Annotated in this window: 19 protein-coding genes and 1 riboswitch; of the genes, 13 read left to right on the forward strand and 6 right to left on the reverse strand. The window is 55.1% G+C overall.

The window, feature by feature from the left end:
- A riboswitch (TPP riboswitch) is annotated at positions 1–101 on the reverse strand.
- Positions 102–137: 36 nt separating this feature from the next.
- On the reverse strand, positions 138–1,793 hold the full coding sequence (sgrR, locus tag V1566_RS06500) for an HTH-type transcriptional regulator SgrR (protein ID WP_395305389.1): 1,656 nt from the start codon (positions 1,791–1,793) through the stop codon (positions 138–140).
- A gap of 88 nt (positions 1,794–1,881) precedes the next feature.
- Here sgrR and sgrT point away from each other — a divergent pair, with 88 nt between their 5' ends.
- A complete protein-coding gene (gene sgrT, locus V1566_RS06505) occupies positions 1,882–2,034 on the forward strand; it encodes a glucose uptake inhibitor SgrT (RefSeq protein WP_023334488.1) in 153 nt (50 codons plus the stop codon).
- A 120-nt stretch (positions 2,035–2,154) separates the two neighbouring features.
- A complete protein-coding gene (locus V1566_RS06510) occupies positions 2,155–3,333 on the forward strand; it encodes a sugar efflux transporter (RefSeq protein ID WP_395305390.1) in 1,179 nt (392 codons plus the stop codon).
- A gap of 267 nt (positions 3,334–3,600) precedes the next feature.
- On the opposite strand, the gene leuD is transcribed toward V1566_RS06510, so the two are convergent.
- From leuD to leuL, 5 genes are all read right to left on the reverse strand, one after another.
- On the reverse strand, positions 3,601–4,206 hold the full coding sequence (gene leuD, locus V1566_RS06515) for a 3-isopropylmalate dehydratase small subunit (RefSeq protein ID WP_395305391.1): 606 nt from the start codon (positions 4,204–4,206) through the stop codon (positions 3,601–3,603).
- A 10-nt stretch (positions 4,207–4,216) separates the two neighbouring features.
- Positions 4,217–5,617, reverse strand: coding sequence for a 3-isopropylmalate dehydratase large subunit (leuC, locus tag V1566_RS06520; RefSeq protein ID WP_395305392.1), 1,401 nt, complete (start codon positions 5,615–5,617; stop codon positions 4,217–4,219).
- Between the two features lie 2 nt (positions 5,618–5,619).
- Entirely contained in the window at positions 5,620–6,711 is a 1,092-nt protein-coding gene (gene leuB, locus V1566_RS06525; RefSeq protein WP_262803472.1) for a 3-isopropylmalate dehydrogenase, read from the reverse strand.
- Complete coding sequence (gene leuA / locus V1566_RS06530) at positions 6,711–8,282, reverse strand: 2-isopropylmalate synthase (RefSeq protein ID WP_395305393.1); 1,572 nt, start codon at positions 8,280–8,282, stop codon at positions 6,711–6,713. Before leuA ends, leuB begins: the two co-directional genes overlap by 1 nt.
- A gap of 91 nt (positions 8,283–8,373) precedes the next feature.
- The gene (gene leuL, locus V1566_RS06535) at positions 8,374–8,460 is read right to left on the reverse strand and encodes a leu operon leader peptide (protein WP_071787438.1); all 87 of its coding nucleotides are present in this window, start codon (positions 8,458–8,460) and stop codon (positions 8,374–8,376) included.
- A gap of 589 nt (positions 8,461–9,049) precedes the next feature.
- Between leuL and leuO the strand changes: the two genes are divergently transcribed.
- The 11 genes from leuO (at position 9,050) to mraY (ending at position 21,848) form a co-directional block, all read left to right on the forward strand.
- Positions 9,050–10,012, forward strand: a complete 963-nt coding sequence (leuO, locus tag V1566_RS06540; RefSeq protein WP_395305394.1) for a transcriptional regulator LeuO — start codon at positions 9,050–9,052, stop codon at positions 10,010–10,012.
- 380 nt (positions 10,013–10,392) lie between these two features.
- Positions 10,393–12,117, forward strand: coding sequence for an acetolactate synthase 3 large subunit (ilvI, locus tag V1566_RS06545; RefSeq protein WP_395305395.1), 1,725 nt, complete (start codon positions 10,393–10,395; stop codon positions 12,115–12,117).
- 1 nt (position 12,118) lies between these two features.
- On the forward strand, positions 12,119–12,610 hold the full coding sequence (gene ilvN, locus V1566_RS06550; RefSeq protein ID WP_023334498.1) for an acetolactate synthase small subunit: 492 nt from the start codon (positions 12,119–12,121) through the stop codon (positions 12,608–12,610).
- Between the two features lie 179 nt (positions 12,611–12,789).
- Positions 12,790–13,797 (forward strand): catabolite repressor/activator, encoded by a 1,008-nt coding sequence (gene cra, locus V1566_RS06555; RefSeq protein WP_008501993.1) that lies wholly within the window; start codon positions 12,790–12,792, stop codon positions 13,795–13,797.
- Between the two features lie 599 nt (positions 13,798–14,396).
- On the forward strand, positions 14,397–14,855 hold the full coding sequence (gene mraZ, locus V1566_RS06560) for a division/cell wall cluster transcriptional repressor MraZ (RefSeq protein ID WP_021240528.1): 459 nt from the start codon (positions 14,397–14,399) through the stop codon (positions 14,853–14,855).
- Between the two features lie 2 nt (positions 14,856–14,857).
- On the forward strand, positions 14,858–15,799 hold the full coding sequence (gene rsmH / locus V1566_RS06565) for a 16S rRNA (cytosine(1402)-N(4))-methyltransferase RsmH (RefSeq protein WP_021240527.1): 942 nt from the start codon (positions 14,858–14,860) through the stop codon (positions 15,797–15,799).
- Entirely contained in the window at positions 15,796–16,161 is a 366-nt protein-coding gene (gene ftsL / locus V1566_RS06570; RefSeq protein ID WP_008501989.1) for a cell division protein FtsL, read from the forward strand. The genes rsmH and ftsL overlap by 4 nt, the downstream gene beginning before the upstream one ends.
- A gap of 15 nt (positions 16,162–16,176) precedes the next feature.
- On the forward strand, positions 16,177–17,943 hold the full coding sequence (locus V1566_RS06575; protein WP_395305396.1) for a peptidoglycan glycosyltransferase FtsI: 1,767 nt from the start codon (positions 16,177–16,179) through the stop codon (positions 17,941–17,943).
- The gene (gene murE / locus V1566_RS06580) at positions 17,930–19,417 is read left to right on the forward strand and encodes a UDP-N-acetylmuramoyl-L-alanyl-D-glutamate--2,6-diaminopimelate ligase (RefSeq protein ID WP_395305397.1); all 1,488 of its coding nucleotides are present in this window, start codon (positions 17,930–17,932) and stop codon (positions 19,415–19,417) included. The genes V1566_RS06575 and murE overlap by 14 nt, the downstream gene beginning before the upstream one ends.
- On the forward strand, positions 19,414–20,772 hold the full coding sequence (murF, locus tag V1566_RS06585; RefSeq protein ID WP_395305398.1) for a UDP-N-acetylmuramoyl-tripeptide--D-alanyl-D-alanine ligase: 1,359 nt from the start codon (positions 19,414–19,416) through the stop codon (positions 20,770–20,772). The genes murE and murF overlap by 4 nt, the downstream gene beginning before the upstream one ends.
- Complete coding sequence (gene mraY, locus V1566_RS06590) at positions 20,766–21,848, forward strand: phospho-N-acetylmuramoyl-pentapeptide-transferase (RefSeq protein WP_008501985.1); 1,083 nt, start codon at positions 20,766–20,768, stop codon at positions 21,846–21,848. Before murF ends, mraY begins: the two co-directional genes overlap by 7 nt.

Raw genomic sequence — 21,848 nt, forward strand, 5'->3', positions numbered from 1 at the left:
TTGAGCGACAGCCTCAAATCCCTTCGCCGGCGTTATCCGGATCAGGTTCGACGGGTATTATCTCAGCGCACATCTGTGATGCAGCACCCCGTTGAGAACGGCGCTATTGTAATGATTTGGTGAATATTACGAAAGCGTTATGGCTCCGGCGGCGCAAACCAGGCGGATTTAAAATCAAACCAGCCCAGGGTATTCATTCGCAGGCCGCGCATGCTGCGCTGGCCCTGAATCATCAGCCAGTGGTGGATCAACGGGACGATCGCCTGCTCGGCCAGCAGCTGCTGGCACCACGCAGCAAGATTCATTTCGCCCGCACGCCACTGGGCGGCATCCTGCTGCCAGTCCCGGTCGATGCAGTGCTGGATCAGCGGGACTTCATACAGGTGCGAGAAGAGCGAGAAATCGAGCGGCAGGGTGAAGTTGGCGCTGTTGAGCCAGATATCACTGGCGATCTCCCCCTGATGCCATTCGTCATAGTCCACTTCCCTGACGTCTAACGTGACCCCCTCGGCTGCCAGCAGTCGGGTCATGATTCTGGCGATAAAACGATGCTCCACGTGCTCGCGGTAGTAGGTCAGGGTGATGGACTCCAGCCCGGCGGGTTTGTCGCAGTGCACCGGGCGGGCGTGGTGCCAGCGCGGAAGCAGGCCGTACGCCGGGAACCAGTATGTCTGGTACTGCTCTTCCGCATGGTAGATCAGATTGGAAGGGGACAAAACGTGGCTGACCCACTTGCGGACGGCCTGGTTTGCCCCACGGTGGGTGCGGCGGTCAAAGAGGAGATAGTAGCATCCCTCCTCCAGGCGACTCTCCACGGCTTTTTCTCCCGTGGTGGGGCCTTCCAGCGTCAGCCCGCAGCTCAGGTCTTCATTGAGATCCGGCAATACCCATACGTTGACTTCGTCGATCAGCGCCCGATAGCCAAAGTAGTCATCGAACGCGCGGATTTTCAGCTGGTTGCTGTTATTGCGGGACACGGAGTAGGGCCCGGTGCCAATCGGCAGGCTGGCAAAGTTGTTCAACGATTCCCACTCGCCGGGCAAAATCATCGACGGCACATAGCCCAGCAGCCAGGGCAGCCACTTATCCTGCTGCGACAGCTCGATATCCAGCGTCCAGGCCGTGGGGGAGTGGACGCGGGAGATATGGGAGTAGAGCGGGAGCTTGCGGACGCGTTCCAGAGAGGCGATGACGTCGTGCATTTCCAGCTCGCGGCCGTGGTGAAAGTGAATGCCGGGGCGTAAGAAGAAGCGCCAGTGAAGCGGGGAAACCTGCTGCCAGTGGTGCGCGATATCTGCTTCCAGTTCCCCGTTTTCCTCATTTATGCGCGTCAGGCCGCTGAAGATTTGCCGGGCCATGTGGGTTTCAGAACGGCGTAACGCCGTGCCGGGCAACAAATTTTTCATTGGGCGATAGTAGAGCACCCGCAGGATGTGTCGACCCTGACGAAAACTGCGTCCGAGATGGGAAACCAACATCTGGCGCACGGCGGCTTTGTCGCCTACCAGTTGTACCAGCTGATCGATGCGGTCCTGCTCCAGCAGGTCTTCCGCGCGCTGCTGCTGCAACGCCAGCCCGGTATAGAGAAAGGTCAGGCGCGAACGTTTGCCGCGTCCCGCCTCCGCCTCCCAGCTTAACCAACCCTGCTGCTGCATGGTGTTGAGCAGCGTGCGCATATGGCGGCGGGAACAGCTAAGCAGGTCAGCCAGCTCGTTGAGCGTGGTCTCCTGCGATTGCCCCTCGCAGCACTGCCAGAGGCGGATAAACTGTTGTTGCAGACGACCGGAAGGCATAAAAGGGGAACTCCTGACAAAAAACCAGCAATTTATTTATCCCTATATTAGGCCAATAATTCTCCTCGATGAAGCGAGGAGGTAAATTATGAAGAGGTCTACCGCACGTCAGTTTTATCAGCAGTACTTTTCAGCGACAAAAGGATCGTCCTGGCTGGCCCGCCGGTGTGCCGAGCAACGGCTGAAAACGTTAGAAGAATTGATGCAGTGGGACGTTACAACACCGACCTCTTCCCGCTAACTCGCCTCGATCATGTGTGACTGAGTATTGGTGCTTATCACCCGCCAGCAAAATGTTTTTGCTGGCTTTTTTCGTTTATTCTTTCACCCGGTTTCGATTCGCTTTCACAAGGACTTGCGCATGCTCTGGTTGATGACGATGGGGCGACGCCTTAACGGCGTGTATGCCGCTTTTATGCTGGTGGCCTTTATGATGGGCGTGGCGGGGGCGCTGCAGGCGCCGACGCTGAGCCTGTTTCTCAGCCGCGAGGTGGGGGCACAGCCGTTTTGGGTCGGCCTGTTTTATACCGTCAACGCCATTGCCGGGATCCTGGTCAGCCTCGCGCTGGCGAAACGATCGGACAGACAGGGCGATCGCCGCAGGCTGATCCTCTTTTGCTGCGCCATGGCCGTGGGCAACGCGCTGCTCTTTGCCTTCAACCGCCACTACCTGACGCTGATTACCTGCGGCGTACTGCTGGCGTCGCTGGCGAACACCGCCATGCCGCAGCTGTTCGCGCTGGCCCGTGAATATGCGGATAACTCGGCGCGGGAAGTGGTGATGTTCAGCTCGGTGATGCGTGCCCAGCTCTCGCTGGCGTGGGTCATTGGCCCGCCGCTGGCCTTCATGCTGGCGTTGAACTACGGCTTTACCGCCATGTTCTCCATCGCCGCCGGGATTTTTGTCATCAGCCTGGTATTGATTGCCTTTGCGCTGCCGTCCGTGGCGCGCGTCGAACAGGCGACGGATAAACCTGTCACCCAGGTGAGCGGCTGGCAGGACAAAAACGTCCGCATGCTGTTTATTGCCTCCACGCTGATGTGGACCTGCAACACCATGTATATCATCGATATGCCGCTGTGGATCAGCAGCGATCTGGGTTTACCGGACAAGCTTGCGGGGATCTTAATGGGGACCGCTGCCGGGCTGGAAATTCCGGCGATGATTCTGGCGGGTTACTACGTTAAGCGCTTTGGAAAGCGTCGGATGATGATCGTCGCCGTGGCGTCCGGGGTGCTGTTCTACGCGGGGCTGATCCTTTTCCATTCGCGTGAAGCGTTGCTGGCGCTGCAGCTGTTTAACGCCGTGTTTATCGGGATTGTTGCCGGGATCGGCATGCTCTGGTTTCAGGATCTCATGCCCGGTCGTGCAGGCTCGGCGACCACGCTTTTTACCAACAGTATTTCAACCGGGGTGATTCTGGCAGGCGTGATTCAGGGGGCGCTGGCGCAAAGTTACGGGCATGGCTCAGTTTACTGGATGATTGCCGCGATTTCGGTGGTTACGCTTGGGCTGACTTGCCGGGTTAAGGATGTTTGATTCTGGAAGGCGGCTTCACGAAATGAAACGACTTTCTGACAGGTACCTGGAAGGAGAATAGAGTGCGTGGCGGGTGCTTGAGGCTGTTTGCCTCAGGCTTTCGCAAGAGGCAAACAGTGGAGAGTCCCACATCAAAAAAACTGATGGGGAGACCAACTTCACAACCAACATTGCGAGGTTAGTCTCTTCATTGCCGAAAAGCAATAAGGAGGCTGGAATGCCAAAACGTAGTCAAATCAATGGCCCGCGCCCTGCGGGCCATTGCCTTTAGCCCATAAACGCAGGCTGTTTTTTCTCGTACGCTGAGATGGCGTCTTCGTGCTGAAGCGTCAGGCCAATACTGTCCAGACCGTTCAGCATGCAGTGACGACGAAACGCATCAATGCTGAAGCTGTAGGTCTTATCTCCGGCCTTCACCACTTCCGCTTCCAGATCCACTTCAAACGAAATACCCGGATTCGCCTGCACCAGGGCGAACAGCTCATCAACCTGTTCGTCGCTCAGCGTGACGGGCAGAAGCTGGTTATTGAAGCTATTGCCGTAAAAGATATCGGCGAAGCTCGGTGCGATAACCACTTTAAAACCGTAGTCCGTGAGCGCCCACGGCGCATGTTCACGGGATGAACCGCAGCCAAAGTTTTCCCGCGCCAGCAAAATGGAGGCGCCTTTGTATTCCGGGAAGTTCAGAACGAATTCCGGATTAGGCACTTCGCCCTTATCGTCCAGGAAACGCCAGTCGTTAAACAGATGCGCGCCAAAACCGGTGCGCGTCACCTTCTGCAGAAACTGTTTCGGAATAATTGCGTCAGTATCGACGTTAGCGGCGTCCAGCGGGACAACACGGCCCGTTTGTTGGGTAAATTTCTCTGCCATGATTGTCTCCTTATTTCAGGCTGCGAATATCGGCGAAATGGCCGGTGACTGCCGCAGCGGCGGCCATAGCCGGGCTGACCAGATGGGTGCGCCCGCCGCGGCCCTGACGGCCTTCAAAGTTACGATTGCTGGTAGAGGCGCAGCGCTCACCCGGATTCAGGCGATCGTTGTTCATGGCCAGACACATGGAGCAGCCTGGCAGGCGCCACTCGAAGCCTGCTTCGATAAAGATCTTATCCAGCCCTTCGGCTTCCGCCTGGGCCTTCACCGGACCGGAGCCAGGAACCACCAGCGCCTGCACGCCTGGCGCCACTTTGCGGCCTTTGGCAATTTCGGCGGCGGCACGTAAATCTTCGATACGGGAGTTGGTGCAGGAACCGATAAAGACCTTATCAATGGCGACATCGGTCAACGGCACGCCGGGTTTCAGCCCCATATAGGCCAGCGCTTTTTCCGCACTGGCGCGCTCGACCGGATCGGCGAAAGAGGCCGGATCGGGGATGGCGTCATTGACGGAAATCACCTGACCCGGGTTGGTGCCCCAGGTCACCTGAGGCGCAATCTCTTCAGCCTGCAGCGTGACAACCGTATCAAACGTTGCCCCATCGTCGGTTTTCAGGGTTTTCCAGTACGCGACCGCGTCGTCAAAATTCTGACCTTTCGGCGCGTGCAGACGACCCTTCACATAGTTAAAGGTGGTGTCATCCGGGGCGACCAGACCGGCTTTTGCGCCCATCTCAATGGCCATATTGCACAGGGTCATGCGCCCCTCCATGCTCAGCGCCTGGATGGCTTCACCGCAGAATTCAACAACATGACCGGTGCCGCCTGCGCTGCCGGTTTTACCGATGATGGCCAGCACGATGTCTTTTGCGGTGATACCCGGTGCGGCTTTACCCTTCACTTCAATCTTCATGGTTTTGGCGCGGCCCTGTTTCAGGGTCTGCGTTGCCAGCACATGTTCCACTTCGGAAGTGCCAATCCCGAATGCCAGAGCGCCAAACGCGCCGTGGGTCGCGGTATGGGAGTCACCGCAGACGATGGTCATACCCGGCAGGGTAATCCCTTGCTCAGGCCCCATCACGTGGACGATGCCCTGATACGGATGGTTCAGGTCGTACAGCTCAACGCCAAATTCATTGCAGTTCTTAATCAGCTCCTGCATCTGGATACGCGCCATCTCACCCGAGGCGTTAATGTCTTTGGTCTGGGTGGAAACGTTGTGATCCATCGTCGCGAAGGTCTTACCCGGCTGACGTACCGGGCGCTTGTGCGCGCGCAGGCCGTCAAATGCCTGGGGAGAGGTCACTTCGTGTACCAGATGACGGTCAATGTACAGCAGCGGGGTTTCGTTTGGCGCCTCGTAAACAACGTGCGCATCAAACAACTTTTCATATAACGTCTTAGCCATGATTACACCCCTTCAGCGACATAGCGGGCAATAATGTCGCCCATTTCATCGGTACTGACTGCCGCCGTGCCGCGTGCTAAATCGCCGGTACGGACGCCTTCTTCTAACGCCCGGTTAATGGCGTTTTCAATTGCGGTTGCCGCATCGCCTGCATCCAGGCTGTAGCGCAACAGCAGGGCCAGGGAGAGGATCTGCGCAATCGGGTTGGCAATGTTCTTGCCTGCTATATCCGGTGCGGAGCCGCCCGCAGGCTCGTACAGGCCAAAGCCCTCTTCATTAAGGCTTGCGGAGGGCAGCATCCCCATGGAGCCGGTGATCATCGCGCACTCGTCAGAGAGGATATCGCCGAACAGGTTGGAGCACAGCAGCACGTCAAACTGGGACGGATCCTTAATCAGCTGCATGGTCGCGTTGTCGATGTACATGTGCGACAACGCGACGTCCGGGTACTGCTTAGCAACTTCACTGACGATCTCGCGCCACAAAATGGAAGACTGCAGTACGTTCGCTTTATCAATGGAGGTCACTTTATGGCGGCGTTTACGCGCCGACTCGAACGCGATGTGGGCGATGCGTTCGATTTCGAAACGGTGATATACCTCGGTGTCGAACGCTTTCTCATGTTGTCCGCTGCCTTCGCGCCCTTTTGGCTGACCGAAATAGATCCCGCCGGTCAGTTCACGCACGCACAGAATGTCGAAACCGTTGGCGGCGATATCCGCGCGCAGCGGGCAGAACTCTTCCAGACCCTGATACAGCTTCGCCGGACGCAGGTTGCTGAACAGCTTGAAATGTTTACGCAGCGGCAGCAACGCGCCGCGTTCTGGCTGCTCTGCTGGCGGCAGGTGTTCCCATTTCGGGCCACCGACGGAACCAAACAGAACGGCATCGGCATTTTCGCAACCTTCCACGGTCGCTTTCGGCAGTGGCGTACCGTGGTTATCAATCGCAATACCGCCCACGTCGTAGTGGCTGGTGGTGATTTTCATCGCAAAACGCGAACGAACGGCTTCCAGTACTTTCAGCGCCTGTGCCATCACTTCCGGACCAATACCGTCGCCCGGTAACACAGCAATATGGTAATTCTTCGACATTACACGGTTTCCTTGTTGTTCTCTTTATTCTGAGCTTTGCGTTGCAACTCTTTTTCGACTTCGGCGGCGCGCCAGATGTTGTTCAGAACATGCACCATCGCTTTCGCGGAGGATTCAACGATATCGGTCGCCAGGCCCACGCCATGGAAGCGGCGGCCGTTGTGGGTAACAACAATGTCGACTTGACCGAGTGCATCTTTGCCGTGGCCTTTGGCCGTCAGGTCATACTTCACCAGCTCAACGTCGTACTCGGTGACGCGGTTAATCGCCTGGTAGATGGCATCGACAGGGCCGTTACCGTTCGCGGCCTCTGCTTTAATTTCATCACCGCAGGCCAGTTTGACCGAGGCGGTGGCGATGTCGCTGGAGCCGGACTGCACGTTGAAGTAATCCAGACGGAAATGCTCTGGCTCTTCCTGCTGCTTGTTAATAAAGGCCAGCGCTTCCAGGTCGTAGTCGAACACCTGACCTTTTTTGTCGGCCAGTTTCAGGAACGCGTCGTACAGCTGATCCATGTTGTAATCGCTGTCCTGATAACCCATCTCTTCCATACGGTGCTTAACCGCCGCGCGGCCGGAACGGGAGGTCAGGTTCAACTGCACCTGATTCAGGCCGATGGATTCCGGGGTCATGATTTCGTAGTTTTCACGGTTCTTCAGGACGCCATCCTGGTGAATACCGGAGGAGTGTGCGAAGGCGCCGGTGCCGACAATCGCTTTGTTAGCCGGAATGGGCATGTTGCAAATCTGGCTGACGGTCTGGCTGGTGCGCCAGATTTCGTTGTGATTGATGCGGGTGTGCACGTCCATGATGTCTTTGCGCACTTTGATCGCCATGATCACTTCTTCCAGCGAACAGTTGCCCGCGCGCTCGCCGATACCGTTCATCGCGCCTTCTACCTGGCGCGCCCCGGCGTGGACGGCGGCGATGGCATTGCCCACGGCCAGACCCAAATCATCGTGAGTGTGGACGGAGATAATTGCCTTATCAATATTCGGTACGCGGTCATACAGGCCAGTGATGATGTTGGAGAACTCAAACGGCATGGTGTAGCCGACGGTGTCCGGGATATTGATGGTTTTCGCGCCCGCGTTGATGGCGGCTTCTACGACGCGCGCCAGGTCTTCGATTGGCGTACGGCCCGCATCTTCACAGGAGAACTCAACGTCATCGGTATAGTTGCGTGCACGCTTAACCATGTAGACTGCGCGCTCAATCACCTCATCCAGCGTGCTGCGCAGCTTGGTTGCGATGTGCATAGGCGAGGTCGCAATAAAGGTGTGGATACGGAACGCTTCGGCGACTTTCAATGACTCGGCGGCAACGTCGATGTCTTTCTCTACGCAGCGCGCCAGGGCACACACGCGGCTGTTTTTAATGGTGCGAGCGATAGTCTGGACGGATTCGAAATCGCCCGGAGACGAGACCGGGAAACCGACTTCCATCACGTCGACACCCATACGTTCGAGAGCCAGCGCGATCTGCAGTTTCTCTTTTACACTCAGGCTTGCCTGTAATGCCTGTTCACCGTCACGTAAAGTAGTATCGAAAATAATGACTTGCTGGCTCATGGGTTAGGTCCTTGTCAGTCTTAGGGCGCCTTGCTACGAGCATAAAAAAACCCGCGCAGTGGCGCGGGTTTTTAGTCTTACTGGTGACGATTCAACGCTGAATTTCGCCCGCCAGTCTACCGCGCACAGTGAATGCGTTTAGTAGTAGTAGACCGGTGAAACGAATGGTGCGAATCATGAATCGTGCTCCGTTAAATTCAATATGCTTTTAGTGGTACTGGATACGGCCGTTCATGTCAACCCCTGACGATGAAAACGGGCCCGACGGACGGAATCTATAGGGTATCCACTTTAGCTAATTGTGCTGGTTTTCGCTTTCGCGACCCGACTAATTGTCTAATTTTGGACTGAAGAAAAGAGTTGCAGAAACAAATAAATTTAATTGTTTAAAAATGAGTGGAATGTCTTGAAGAGGATGTTTTGTGCTTAAAGGGTTTTGATATCATTAAGTTATAAATGCAGTGAATCTATTTCAGAACGCTGAAAAGTGAACAGAGATAACAGGTTGTTAACTAACTGTAGGGCGTTAGCAATAACAGTTTAATAATACTTAAGTCATCATTAACCTGATGGCAATTGTATATTTGTTTGGTTTATGGTTTCATTTAAATCCTAAAGTCAAACATATCATTTGCGCTCATTAATTTTCGTTTATATAGAGTCTTTATATATTCCGAATTTTAAGTGATTCGCTTTCGCTGATCGTATTTGCATGGTAAATCATATTTTCCGAGATTATTACCGTACGATGGCAAAGGGAGTGTAGCGTGACAGTGGAGTCAGAAGTGCCAGAAAATAATATTAAACAGCCTCAAGCTGCTGATGGGATTAAACCGCAGTTACGCACGGTGGATCTTAATCTTCTGACGGTGTTTGATGCTGTCATGCAGGAACAGAATATCACCCGCGCGGCCCAAACGTTGGGGATGTCGCAACCTGCCGTGAGTAATGCCGTTGCCAGACTTAAGGTCATGTTTAACGACGAATTATTTGTTCGCTACGGGAGAGGTATCCAGCCTACGGCGCGTGCATTCCAGCTGTTTGGCTCCATCCGCCAGGCGTTGCAGTTGGTACAAAACGAACTGCCGGGGTCGGGCTTTGAACCCTTAAGCAGTGAGCGCGTATTCCATCTTTGCGTCTGTAGCCCATTAGATAATTATTTAACGTCGATTATTTATAATAAAATTGAAGAGATCGCACCAAATATCAATCTTGTTTTTAAATCATCCCTGAATCAAAACACGGAACATCAGTTGCGCTATCAGGAGATTGAATTTGTTCTGGGATATGAAGAGTTTCGTCGTCCAGAATTTTCCTGCGTGCCGCTGTTTAAAGATGAAATGGTTCTGGTTGCCAGTAAAAAGCATCCGCGCCTGAATTCTCCGCTGCGAGAAAACGATGTTTACAACGAGCAGCATGCTGTTGTTGCACTGGACAGATATGCCTCCTTTAGCCTGCCGTGGTATGACACCGCGGATAAGCAGGCGAGTGTGGCTTATCAGGGCATGGCCATGGTCAGCGTATTAAACGTGGTCTCCCAGACGCAGCTTGTGGCGATTGCGCCGCGCTGGCTTGCAGAAGAGTTTTCTGACCCTTTAAATCTGCAAATATTGCCTCTGCCGCTCAAGCTAAATAGCCGTACCTGTTATCTTTCCTGGCATGAAGCGGCGGGCCGGGATAAAGGACATCAGTGGATGGAAGAGTTGCTGGTTAACATCTGCCGCCGGTAAACGCATCAGGATAAATTGCATCGGTTTATGTGATTTATCCTGAGTTTTTTTAGATAATTGCTATTTTGTTCTGTGGTGAATTTTTTCGGGCTGCTCTCCGGCACGCAAAAATAGATGATTTCCTGCATTGTCGCGCTTTTCAGCGATGATTTATCACCTCATCCTCTATTCCCAGAGGAATTAACCATATCTTCTGTTAACGGCTGCGTTTTCTGCTTTACGCGTCGTTTATCTCCCCGGGTTTGCTAATTGCCTGCCTCATAACGAGCGGTTAAGGTAAAGAACACTCTGCAAAATATAAGATTGGTTTACCCCAATCGTAAGACGGTGCGGAAATGAATTCGGCACTCCGTCTATAACAAAATGCCTGGAGGCAAAGCATGGAGATGTTGTCTGGCGCGGAAATGGTCGTTCGGTCGCTGATCGATCAGGGCGTAAAGCAAGTGTTCGGCTACCCTGGCGGTGCGGTCCTCGATATTTATGATGCGCTGCATACGGTAGGGGGCATTGACCATGTTCTGGTACGTCACGAGCAGGCGGCAGTGCACATGGCTGACGGCCTGGCGCGTGCGACGGGTGAAGTGGGCGTGGTGTTAGTCACGTCCGGCCCCGGCGCGACAAACGCCATTACCGGCATTGCGACAGCGTATATGGACTCTATCCCGCTGGTGATCCTCTCCGGGCAGGTGGCAACCTCACTGATTGGCTACGATGCGTTTCAGGAGTGCGACATGGTCGGGATTTCGCGTCCCGTTGTGAAGCACAGCTTCCTGGTCAAGCAAACAGAAGACATTCCCGGCGTACTGAAAAAAGCCTTCTGGCTGGCGGCAAGTGGGCGTCCCGGACCGGTGGTGGTCGATCTGCCTAAAGATATCCTGAACCCGGCAAACAAGCTGCCTTATGTCTGGCCGGAATCGGTCAGCATGCGCTCTTATAACCCAACAACGCAGGGGCATAAAGGCCAGATCAAGCGAGCGTTGCAAACGCTGCTGGCTGCCAAAAAACCGGTGGTCTATGTCGGTGGTGGGGCGATCAACTCTGCCTGTGAAGTCCAGCTTCGTGAACTGATTGAAAAGCTTAACCTTCCCGTTGCGTCGTCACTGATGGGGCTGGGGGCGTTTCCTGCCAGCCATCGTCAGGCGCTGGGGATGCTGGGTATGCACGGTACCTATGAAGCCAACATGACGATGCATCATTCCGATGTCATCTTTGCCGTCGGCGTGCGCTTTGACGATCGCACCACCAATAACCTGGCGAAGTATTGCCCGAACGCCACCGTGCTGCACATTGATATCGATCCGACGTCAATTTCAAAAACGGTATCGGCTGATGTGCCGATCGTCGGTGATGCCCGTCAGGTTCTGGAGCAAATGCTGGACCTGCTGGCCCAGGAGAGTGCAACCCAGCCGCTGGATGAGATTCGCGACTGGTGGCAGCAGATTGAACAGTGGCGCGCGCGTCAGTGCCTGAAATATGACACGCAAAGTGAAAACATTAAGCCGCAGGCGGTCATCGAAGCGGTGTGGCGACTGACGAAAGGTGAGGCGTACGTGACCTCAGACGTGGGGCAGCACCAGATGTTTGCCGCCCTGTATTACCCGTTTGATAAACCGCGACACTGGATCAACTCCGGTGGTTTAGGAACCATGGGCTTTGGTCTGCCTGCCGCGCTGGGCGTGAAGCTGGCGTTGCCGAATGAAACCGTCGTCTGCGTGACCGGAGATGGCAGCATTCAGATGAACATTCAGGAACTGTCTACCGCGCTGCAGTATGAACTGCCGGTACTGGTGCTGAACCTGAATAACGGGTATCTCGGTATGGTGAAGCAGTGGCAGGATATGATCTACTCTGGCCGTCATTCTCAGTCCTACATGAAATCGCTGCCGGACTTTGTTCGTCTTGCTGAAGCTTACGGCCATGTAGGCATGCGGGTGACCGATCCGGCTGAGCTGGAAACGAAGCTCGCACAAGCGCTTGAGCACGTTAAAAACAACCGCCTCGTCTTTATGGATGTGATTGTTGATGGAACCGAGCACGTTTATCCGATGCATATTCGTGGTGGTGGTATGGATGAAATGTGGTTAAGCAAAACGGAGAGAACCTGATATGCGCCGGATATTATCTGTTTTACTGGAAAACGAGTCTGGCGCACTGTCGCGCGTCATTGGCCTTTTTGCGCAGCGCGGCTATAACATTGAAAGTCTGACCGTTGCCCCGACGGAAGACCCCACGCTGTCGCGCATGACGATCCAAACCGTCGGCGATGCCAAAGTGCTTGAGCAGATTGAGAAACAGCTGCATAAGCTGGTCGACGTACTGCGCGTGAGTGAGCTGGGGCAGGGAGCCTACGTTGAACGTGAGGTTATGCTGGTGAAAATCCAGGCCAGTGGCTACGGGCGTGATGAAGTTAAACGTAATGCGGATATTTTCCGCGGACAGATTATCGACGTAACGCCTTCTCTTTATACGGTTCAGCTGGCCGGGACGAGCGACAAGCTGGATGCTTTCCTGGCGTCCGTGCGGGACGTCGCAAAAATTGTCGAGGTGGCGAGATCGGGTGTAGTAGGTCTGTCACGCGGCGAGAAAATCATGCGTTAGTTGTCAAAAAGGTTCGCCTCTTTCTGCCCGGTCGCCAAAGCCGGGCTTTTTTTTGTGTAATCAGCCGACAACGCAGATAAAAGCGGTTGCCGCGAAGGCTTTTCTGCGTTTAGATGTTAAAAGATTTAACCATAACCTTGACAGGGCCATGGACTCTTTTCTTTTTTTAAGGGGCAATTGTGAAACTGGATGAAATCGCCCGGCTAGCCGGCGTGTCACGAACAACGGCCAGCTATGTGATTAACGGTAAAGCAAAGCAGTACCGTGTCAGCGACAAGACCGTTGAAAAAGTTATGGCGGTGGTTCGTGAGCATAACTACCATCCGAATGCTGTCGCAGCCGGTCTGCGTGCCGGGCGTACCCGCTCTATTGGTCTGGTGATCCCTGACCTGGAAAACACCAGCTATACCCGTATAGCCAACTATCTTGAGCGTCAGGCGCGCCAGCGCGGCTATCAATTGCTGATTGCCTGCTCGGAAGACCAGCCCGACAACGAGATGCGCTGCATTGAGCATCTTCTCCAGCGCCAGGTGGATGCCATCATCGTGTCGACCTCCTTGCCGCCAGAACATCCGTTCTACCAGCGCTGGGCGAACGACCCGTTCCCAATCGTTGCGCTGGATCGCGCGCTCGATCGCGAGCATTTCACCAGCGTCGTGGGTGCGGATCAGGATGATGCAGAAATGCTGGCCGCAGAGCTGCGGACATTCCCGGCGGAAACGGTGCTGTATCTTGGCGCATTGCCCGAGCTTTCCGTGAGCTTCCTGCGCGAGCAGGGATTTAGAACCGCCTGGAAAGACGATCCGCGCGAGGTTCACTACCTCTATGCCAACAGCTACGAACGCGAAGCCGCCGCGCAGCTGTTCGAGAAATGGCTGGAAACGCATCCGATGCCTCAGGCGCTGTTCACCACGTCCTTCGCGCTCTTGCAGGGCGTCATGGATGTGACCCTACGCCGTGAAGGTAAACTGCCCTCCGACCTGGCGATTGCCACGTTCGGGGATAACGAGCTGCTCGACTTCCTCCAGTGCCCGGTGCTGGCGGTAGCACAGCGTCACCGTGATGTGGCTGAACGCGTGCTTGAGATTGTGCTGGCAAGCCTGGATGAGCCGCGCAAGCCGAAGCCGGGCCTCACGCGTATCAAACGTAATCTCTACCATCGCGGAATTTTAAGCCGCCAAAAATGATATGACTGGGGCGGCGAAATCTGCCCCATTTTGTTGCAATAATTCGTGCAGATAATTCCCGGAGAGAAATTAGGATAATTCTTGAGGGATCATAATCACCTATTTTTTTTAATTCATTCTGGCTTTTAAATTGTCCTTTAAAGAACGTCCGGGCGATTTTAAACAGCATTCTTTGTATTATTTTGTTACAAACCCTCTTCGGTCGATGAATATTCAGACGTTTTTCCTCCTCCTTTGCCAGCTTACGTGGCAACCGCTGCGCTTACCGGGTGCCTGGGTGAATCTGGCGCTGTTATCCCCTGAGAATCTGTCATAAAATGCTGCCCGCGTCGCAAACTGACACTTTATATTTATCTGCGATGATATTGAGTGAGCTTTAACGCTAGTGTGCATATTCGGTTTTTTTCTTACAAATATTCATAACGTTAATTTTGCCTCGCCAGTTGTGCAGTTATTAACCAGGACTGTTTATCTCTGTAAATAGAGGGCTTTCGAGTCCTCACAGGGATAGTCCTGGCTTGACAAGCTTTTCCCTCGCTCCGTAAACTCCTTTAAGTGGGAATTTGTGGGTTAAAGTGGTGAGGAGGGGGGAGACTGGCATGTTCCGTGGAGCAACGTTAGTCAATCTCGACAGCAAAGGGCGTTTATCGGTACCAACCCGATACCGCGACCAGCTGATTGAGAACGCTGCGGGTCAAATGGTTTGCACCATTGACATTAACTCCCCCTGCCTGCTGCTTTACCCCTTGCCTGAATGGGAAATTATTGAGCAAAAGCTGTCGCGACTGTCGAGCATGAACCCGCAGGAACGCCGCGTACAGCGGCTGTTATTGGGACATGCCAGTGAATGTCAGATGGATAACGCAGGGCGATTACTGATTGCCCCTGTGTTGCGGCAACATGCCGGTCTGACCAAAGAAGTGATGCTGGTCGGGCAGTTCAACAAGTTTGAACTGTGGGATGAAACGACCTGGTATCAACAGGTCAAGGAAGATATCGACGCTGAGCAGTCTGATTCCGCGACATTATCGGAACGGCTGCAGGACTTGTCTCTATAAATATGATGGAAAATTATAAACATAAAACGGTGTTACTGGACGAGGCCGTTAACGGCCTGAATATTCGTCCGGATGGCATCTACATTGATGGCACGTTTGGTCGCGGTGGTCACTCGCGTTTGATTCTCTCCCAGCTTGGAGAGGAAGGACGCCTGCTGGCAATCGATCGCGATCCGCAGGCTATTGCCGTTGCACAGACCATCAATGACCCACGCTTTTCCATCGTGCATGGACCTTTTTCTGCGCTCGCGGATTATGTCGCTGAGCGCGGCCTGACGGGCAAGATCGACGGGATTCTTCTCGATCTTGGCGTCTCTTCACCCCAACTTGATGATGCTGAACGTGGTTTCTCCTTTATGCGTGATGGTCCGTTGGACATGCGGATGGACCCGACGCGCGGTCAGTCTGCCGCTGAGTGGTTACAGACCGCTGACGAAGCCGATATTGCATGGGTCATCAAAACGTTCGGCGAAGAGCGCTTTGGCAAACGTATTGCGCGCGCCATCGTTGAGCGCAATCGCATTGAGCCAATGACCCGCACCAAAGAGTTGGCCGAAGTGATCGCGGCGGCGACACCGGTGAAGGATAAGCACAAACATCCCGCGACCCGTACCTTCCAGGCGGTTCGCATCTGGGTAAACAGTGAACTGGAGGAAATAGAGCTGGCGCTAAAAAGCTCGCTCGACGTGCTGGCCCCGGGTGGGCGGTTATCCATCATCAGCTTCCATTCGCTGGAAGACCGTATTGTGAAACGCTTTATGCGTGAACAAAGCCGCGGTCCACAGGTGCCAGCGGGGTTGCCGATGACGGAAGAACAACTCAGGAAGCTGGGTGGCCGTCAGTTGCGAGCATTAGGCAAGTTGATGCCGGGCGAAGAAGAAGTGGCAGAGAATCCACGCGCCCGTAGTTCAGTGCTGCGTGTTGCAGAGAGGACGAACGCATGATCGGCAGAGTGACAGAGACCCTAAGCAAAGTTAAGGATTCGTTAGGAAGCAACGAGCGCCATGCCTTGCCTGGCGTGATCGGCGACGATCTTTTGCGGTTTGGGAAACTGCCACTCTGTCTGTTCATTTGCATCATTGTCACGGCAGTTACGGTGGTGACCACCGCCCACCATACACGTTTATTGACTGCGCAACGCGAGCAGATGGTACTGGAACGCGATGCGCTGGATATTGAATGGCGAAATTTGATCCTTGAAGAAAACGCGCTCGGCGATCACAGCCGGGTTGAACGGATCGCAACGGAAAAGCTGCAGCTGCAGCATGTTGATCCTTCGCAGGAAAATATCGTAGTACAAAAATAAGGGAAAACGCGACGCATGAAAGCAGCGGCAAAAACGCTAAAACCAAAACGTCAGGAAGAACAGGCCAACTTTATCAGTTGGCGTTTTGCGTTGCTTTGCGGCTGCATTTTACTGGCGCTGGGTTTCCTGCTGGGACGCGTGGCCTGGCTGCAAATCGTCGCCCCAGACATGCTGGTACGTCAGGGCGATATGCGCTCTCTGCGCGTCCAGGAAGTGTCGACATCCCGCGGGATGATCACCGACCGCTCGGGTCGTCCGCTGGCGGTGAGCGTGCCGGTGAAGGCTATCTGGGCCGATCCGAAAGAGCTGCACGACGCTGGCGGTATCACGCTTGATAACCGCTGGAAGGCCCTTGCGGACGCGCTGAAGATGCCGCTGGACCAGTTAGCTTCACGCGTGAATACCAACCCGAGAGGGCGTTTTATCTATCTGGCGCGTCAGGTGAACCCTGACATGGCGGACTACATCAAGAAGTTGAAGCTGCCGGGGATCCACCTGCGTGAAGAATCCCGTCGTTACTATCCATCCGGCGAAGTAACCGCTCACCTCATTGGCTTTACTAACGTTGATAGCCAGGGGATTGAAGGCGTTGAAAAAAGCTTTGATAAATGGCTGACCGGCCAGCCCGGCGAGCGCATTGTGCGTAAAGACCGCTATGGTCGCGTTATTGAGGATATTTCCTCAACGGACAGCCAGGCCGCACACAACCTTGCGCTGAGTATCGATGAGCGGTTACAGGCGCTGGTTTACCGCGAGCTGAACAACGCCGTGGCCTTTAACAAAGCGGAATCGGGCAGCGCCGTGTTAGTTGATGTCAACACGGGTGAAGTGCTGGCGATGGCCAATAGCCCGTCCTACAACCCTAACAATCTTACCGGTACGCAGAAGGATATTATGCGTAACCGTACCATCACCGACGTGTTCGAACCAGGTTCGACCGTTAAGCCGATGGTGGTCATGACGGCACTTCAGCGCGGTATTGTTAATGAAAACACCGTACTGAATACCATTCCTTACCGAATTAACGGTCACGAAATCAAAGACGTGGCGCGCTACAGCGAATTGACCCTGACCGGGGTGTTACAGAAGTCGAGTAACGTCGGTGTTTCAAAGCTGGCGTTAGCGATGCCGTCCTCAGCGTTAGTAGAGACTTACTCACGTTTTGGGCTTGGAAAGGCGACCAATTTGGGGTTGGTCGGAGAACGCAGTGGCTTATATCCTCAAAAACAACGGTGGTCTGACATAGAGAGGGCCACCTTCTCTTTCGGCTACGGGCTAATGGTGACACCGTTACAGTTAGCGCGAGTCTACGCAACGATCGGCAGCTATGGCGTTTATCGTCCTCTGTCGATTACCAAAGTTGATCCACCGGTTCCCGGTGAGCGTATCTTCCCGGAATCGACCGTCCGTACTGTTGTTCATATGATGGAAAGCGTGGCGCTGCCCGGCGGCGGCGGCGTGAAGGCGGCAATCAAAGGTTATCGCATCGCCATCAAGACCGGTACGGCGAAAAAAGTAGGGCCGGACGGCCGCTATATCAACAAATACATTGCCTACACCGCAGGCGTTGCGCCTGCAAGCAATCCGCGTTTTGCGCTGGTGGTCGTGATAAACGATCCACAGGCGGGTAAATACTACGGCGGCGCCGTCTCCGCGCCTGTGTTCGGGGCTATCATGGGCGGCGTGTTACGCACCATGAACATTGAACCAGATGCGCTGGCGACGGGCGAAAAAAGTGAATTTGTAATTAATCAAGGCGAGGGTACAGGTGGCAGATCGTAATTTGCGCGACCTTCTCGCTCCGTGGGTGCCAAATGCACCGGAGCGAGCACTGCGAGAGATGGTACTGGACAGCCGCGTGGCTGCTTCTGGCGATCTTTTTGTGGCGGTGGTCGGTCATCAGGCGGACGGGCGTCGTTATATCCCGCAGGCGATTGCGCAAGGTGTGGCTGCCATTATTGCTGAGGCGAAAGATGAGGCAACCGACGGTGAGATCCGTGAAATGCACGGTGTGCCGGTTATCTATCTCAGCCAGTTGAACGAGCGTCTTTCCGCGCTGGCGGGACGTTTTTATCACGAACCTTCCGACCAGCTGCGCCTGGTTGGCGTGACGGGTACCAACGGTAAAACCACCACCACGCAGCTGATGGCGCAGTGGGCCCAGTTGCTGGGTGAAACCGGTGCGGTGATGGGGACCGTGGGTAACGGCCTGCTGGGCAAAGTGAGCCCGACGGAAAACACCACCGGCTCGGCGGTAGACGTACAGCACGTGCTTGCCGGTCTGGCAGGGCAGGGGGCAACCTTTGCTGCAATGGAAGTCTCTTCGCACGGTCTGGTACAGCACCGCGTCGCGGCGCTGAAATTTGCCGCTTCAGTGTTTACCAATCTGAGCCGCGATCATCTTGATTATCATGGTGATATGGAGCATTACGAAGCCGCGAAATGGCTGCTGTTCTCTACTCACCATTACGGACAAGCCATCATCAACGCCGATGACGAAGTGGGCCGCCGCTGGCTGGCGAAGCTGCCGGATGCGGTTGCGGTGTCGATGGAAGACCATATCAATCCGAACTGCCACGGCCGCTGGCTGAAGGCGGTTGCGGTGAATTACCACGACAGCGGGGCGACAATCCGCTTTGCCTCTTCCTGGGGTGAAGGCGAAATTGAAAGCCGCCTGATGGGCGCCTTTAACGTCAGCAACCTGCTGTTGGCGCTGGCGACGCTGCTGGCGCTGGGTTATCCGATGGCTGAACTGCTGAAAACCTCAGCGCGGCTGCAGCCGGTTTGCGGCCGTATGGAAGTGTTCAGCGCGCCGGGCAAACCGACCGTTGTGGTTGATTATGCCCACACGCCGGATGCGCTGGAAAAAGCGCTGGAGGCGGCGCGCCTGCACTGCACTGGGAAGCTCTGGTGCGTGTTTGGCTGCGGCGGCGATCGCGACAAAGGCAAACGCCCGCTGATGGGGGCTATTGCCGAGCAGTTCGCAGATATTCCTGTAGTCACCGATGACAACCCGCGTACGGAAGAGCCGCGCGCCATCATCAATGACATTCTGGTGGGCATGCTGGACGCGGGGCGCGCTCGCGTGGTGGAAGGCCGTGCGGAAGCCGTGACGAACACCATCATGCAGGCGCGGGAGAATGATGTTGTCCTGCTGGCGGGTAAAGGCCATGAAGATTATCAGATCGTTGGCAATCGCCGTCTGGACTACTCGGACCGCGTCACGGCAGCTCGTCTGCTGGGAGTCGTGGCATGATTAGCATCACCTTAAGCCAGGCCGCTGCCATCCTGCAGGGCGACCTGCACGGACAAGACCTGACGATTGATGCCGTAACGACGGACACCCGCAAAATCACCGCAGGCTGTCTGTTTGTGGCGCTGAAAGGCGAGCGTTTTGACGCGCATGATTTTGCTGAACAGGCCAAAGAGAACGGCGCCGGTGCGCTACTGGTCAACCGCAGGCTCGATATCGATCTGCCACAAATTGTGGTGAAAGATACGCGTCTCGCGTTCGGTGAGCTGGCCGCCTGGGTTCGTCAGCAGGTCCCTACGCGCGTTGTCGCCTTGACGGGATCATCAGGCAAAACGTCGGTGAAAGAAATGACGGCGGCGATCCTCAGCCAGTGCGGGAATACGCTTTATACCGCGGGCAACCTCAATAATGACATCGGCGTGCCGATGACATTACTCCGCCTCACCAAAGAACATGAATTTGCGGTGATCGAGTTAGGGGCAAACCACCAGGGCGAAATCGCCTGGACCGTGAGCCTGACTCGCCCGGAAGCTGCGCTGGTAAATAACCTCGCGGCTGCGCATCTGGAAGGCTTTGGCTCGCTGGAAGGCGTAGCGAAAGCCAAAGGTGAGATTTACACCGGTCTGCCGGATGACGGTATCGCCATCCTGAACGCCGACAACAACGACTGGCTGAACTGGCAGAGCATTATTGGTTCGCGTAAAACCTGGCGCTTCTCGCCGAATGCGGCAAACAGTGATTTTACCGCGACCAATATCCATGTGACGTCGCACGGCACGGAGTTCACCCTCACCACCCCAACGGGTGGCGTCGATGTGCTGCTGCCACTGCCGGGTCGTCATAACATCGCCAATGCGCTTGCGGCGGCGGCGCTGTCGACGGCGGTGGGCGCGTCGCATGAAGCGATTAAAACCGGGCTGGCGAACCTGAAAGCCGTGCCGGGACGCCTGTTCCCGATTCAGCTTTCGGAAAACAAGCTGCTGCTGGATGACTCCTACAACGCTAACGTTGGCTCGATGACGGCGGCGGTGCAGGTGTTATCTGAAATGCCGGGCTACCGCATCATGGTGGTTGGCGATATGGCAGAGCTGGGCGACGAAAGCGAAGCCTGTCATACCCAGGTCGGTGAAGCGGCGAAAGCGGCGGGGCTGGACTGCGTGCTGAGCGCGGGAAAACTGAGCCAGGCGATTAGCCATGCCAGCGGCGTTGGCGAGCATTTTGCTGATAAAACCGCGTTGATAGCGCGCCTTAAGGCGCTGATGACAGAAAAACAAATTGTGACTGTGTTAGTGAAAGGTTCACGTAGTGCCGCCATGGAAGAGGTTGTGCACGCATTACAGGAGAACGGGACATGTTAGTTTGGCTGGCCGAACATTTGGTCAAATATTATTCAGGCTTTAACGTCTTTTCCTATCTGACGTTTCGCGCCATCGTCAGCCTGCTGACTGCGCTGTTCATCTCGTTGTGGATGGGCCCGCGCATGATTGCCCGTCTGCAAAAACTCTCTTTCGGCCAGGTTGTACGTAACGACGGTCCGGAATCGCACTTCAGCAAGCGCGGCACGCCGACCATGGGCGGGATCATGATCCTGACCGCCATCGTCGTTTCCGTGCTGTTGTGGGCGTATCCCTCCAACCCGTACGTCTGGTGCGTTCTGACGGTACTGGTGGGTTACGGGATCATCGGTTTTGTGGATGATTACCGAAAAGTCGTTCGCAAAGATACTAAGGGCCTGATCGCGCGTTGGAAATATTTCTGGATGTCAGTGATCGCGCTGGGGGTGGCCTTTGCGCTGTATCTGGCCGGGAAAGATACGCCAGCCACCGAGCTGGTCGTGCCGTTCTTTAAGGACGTGATGCCACAGCTGGGGCTGTTCTACATTCTGCTGGCCTACTTTGTGATTGTCGGTACCGGCAACGCCGTTAACCTGACCGATGGTCTGGATGGCCTGGCCATTATGCCAACCGTCTTTGTGGCCGCTGGTTTTGCGCTGGTGGCGTGGGCGACCGGTAACATGAACTTTGCGAACTATCTGCACATTCCTTATCTGCGCCACGCGGGTGAGTTGGTGATCGTCTGTACGGCGATCGTCGGCGCGGGGCTGGGCTTCCTGTGGTTCAACACCTATCCGGCGCAGGTCTTTATGGGTGACGTCGGTTCTCTGGCTTTGGGCGGTGCGCTCGGCATTATCGCCGTACTGCTGCGTCAGGAGTTCCTGCTGGTGATCATGGGCGGCGTGTTTGTGGTTGAAACCCTGTCGGTGATTTTGCAGGTCGGTTCCTTCAAGCTGCGCGGTCAGCGCATCTTCCGTATGGCGCCGATTCACCACCACTATGAACTGAAAGGCTGGCCGGAGCCGCGCGTGATTGTGCGCTTCTGGATTATTTCGCTGATGCTGGTGCTGATTGGCCTGGCAACGCTGAAGGTACGTTAA

The organism is Enterobacter sp. ECC-019 (genome assembly GCF_043974075.1).
In the GTDB taxonomy this organism is placed as follows: domain Bacteria; phylum Pseudomonadota; class Gammaproteobacteria; order Enterobacterales; family Enterobacteriaceae; genus Enterobacter; species Enterobacter asburiae_D.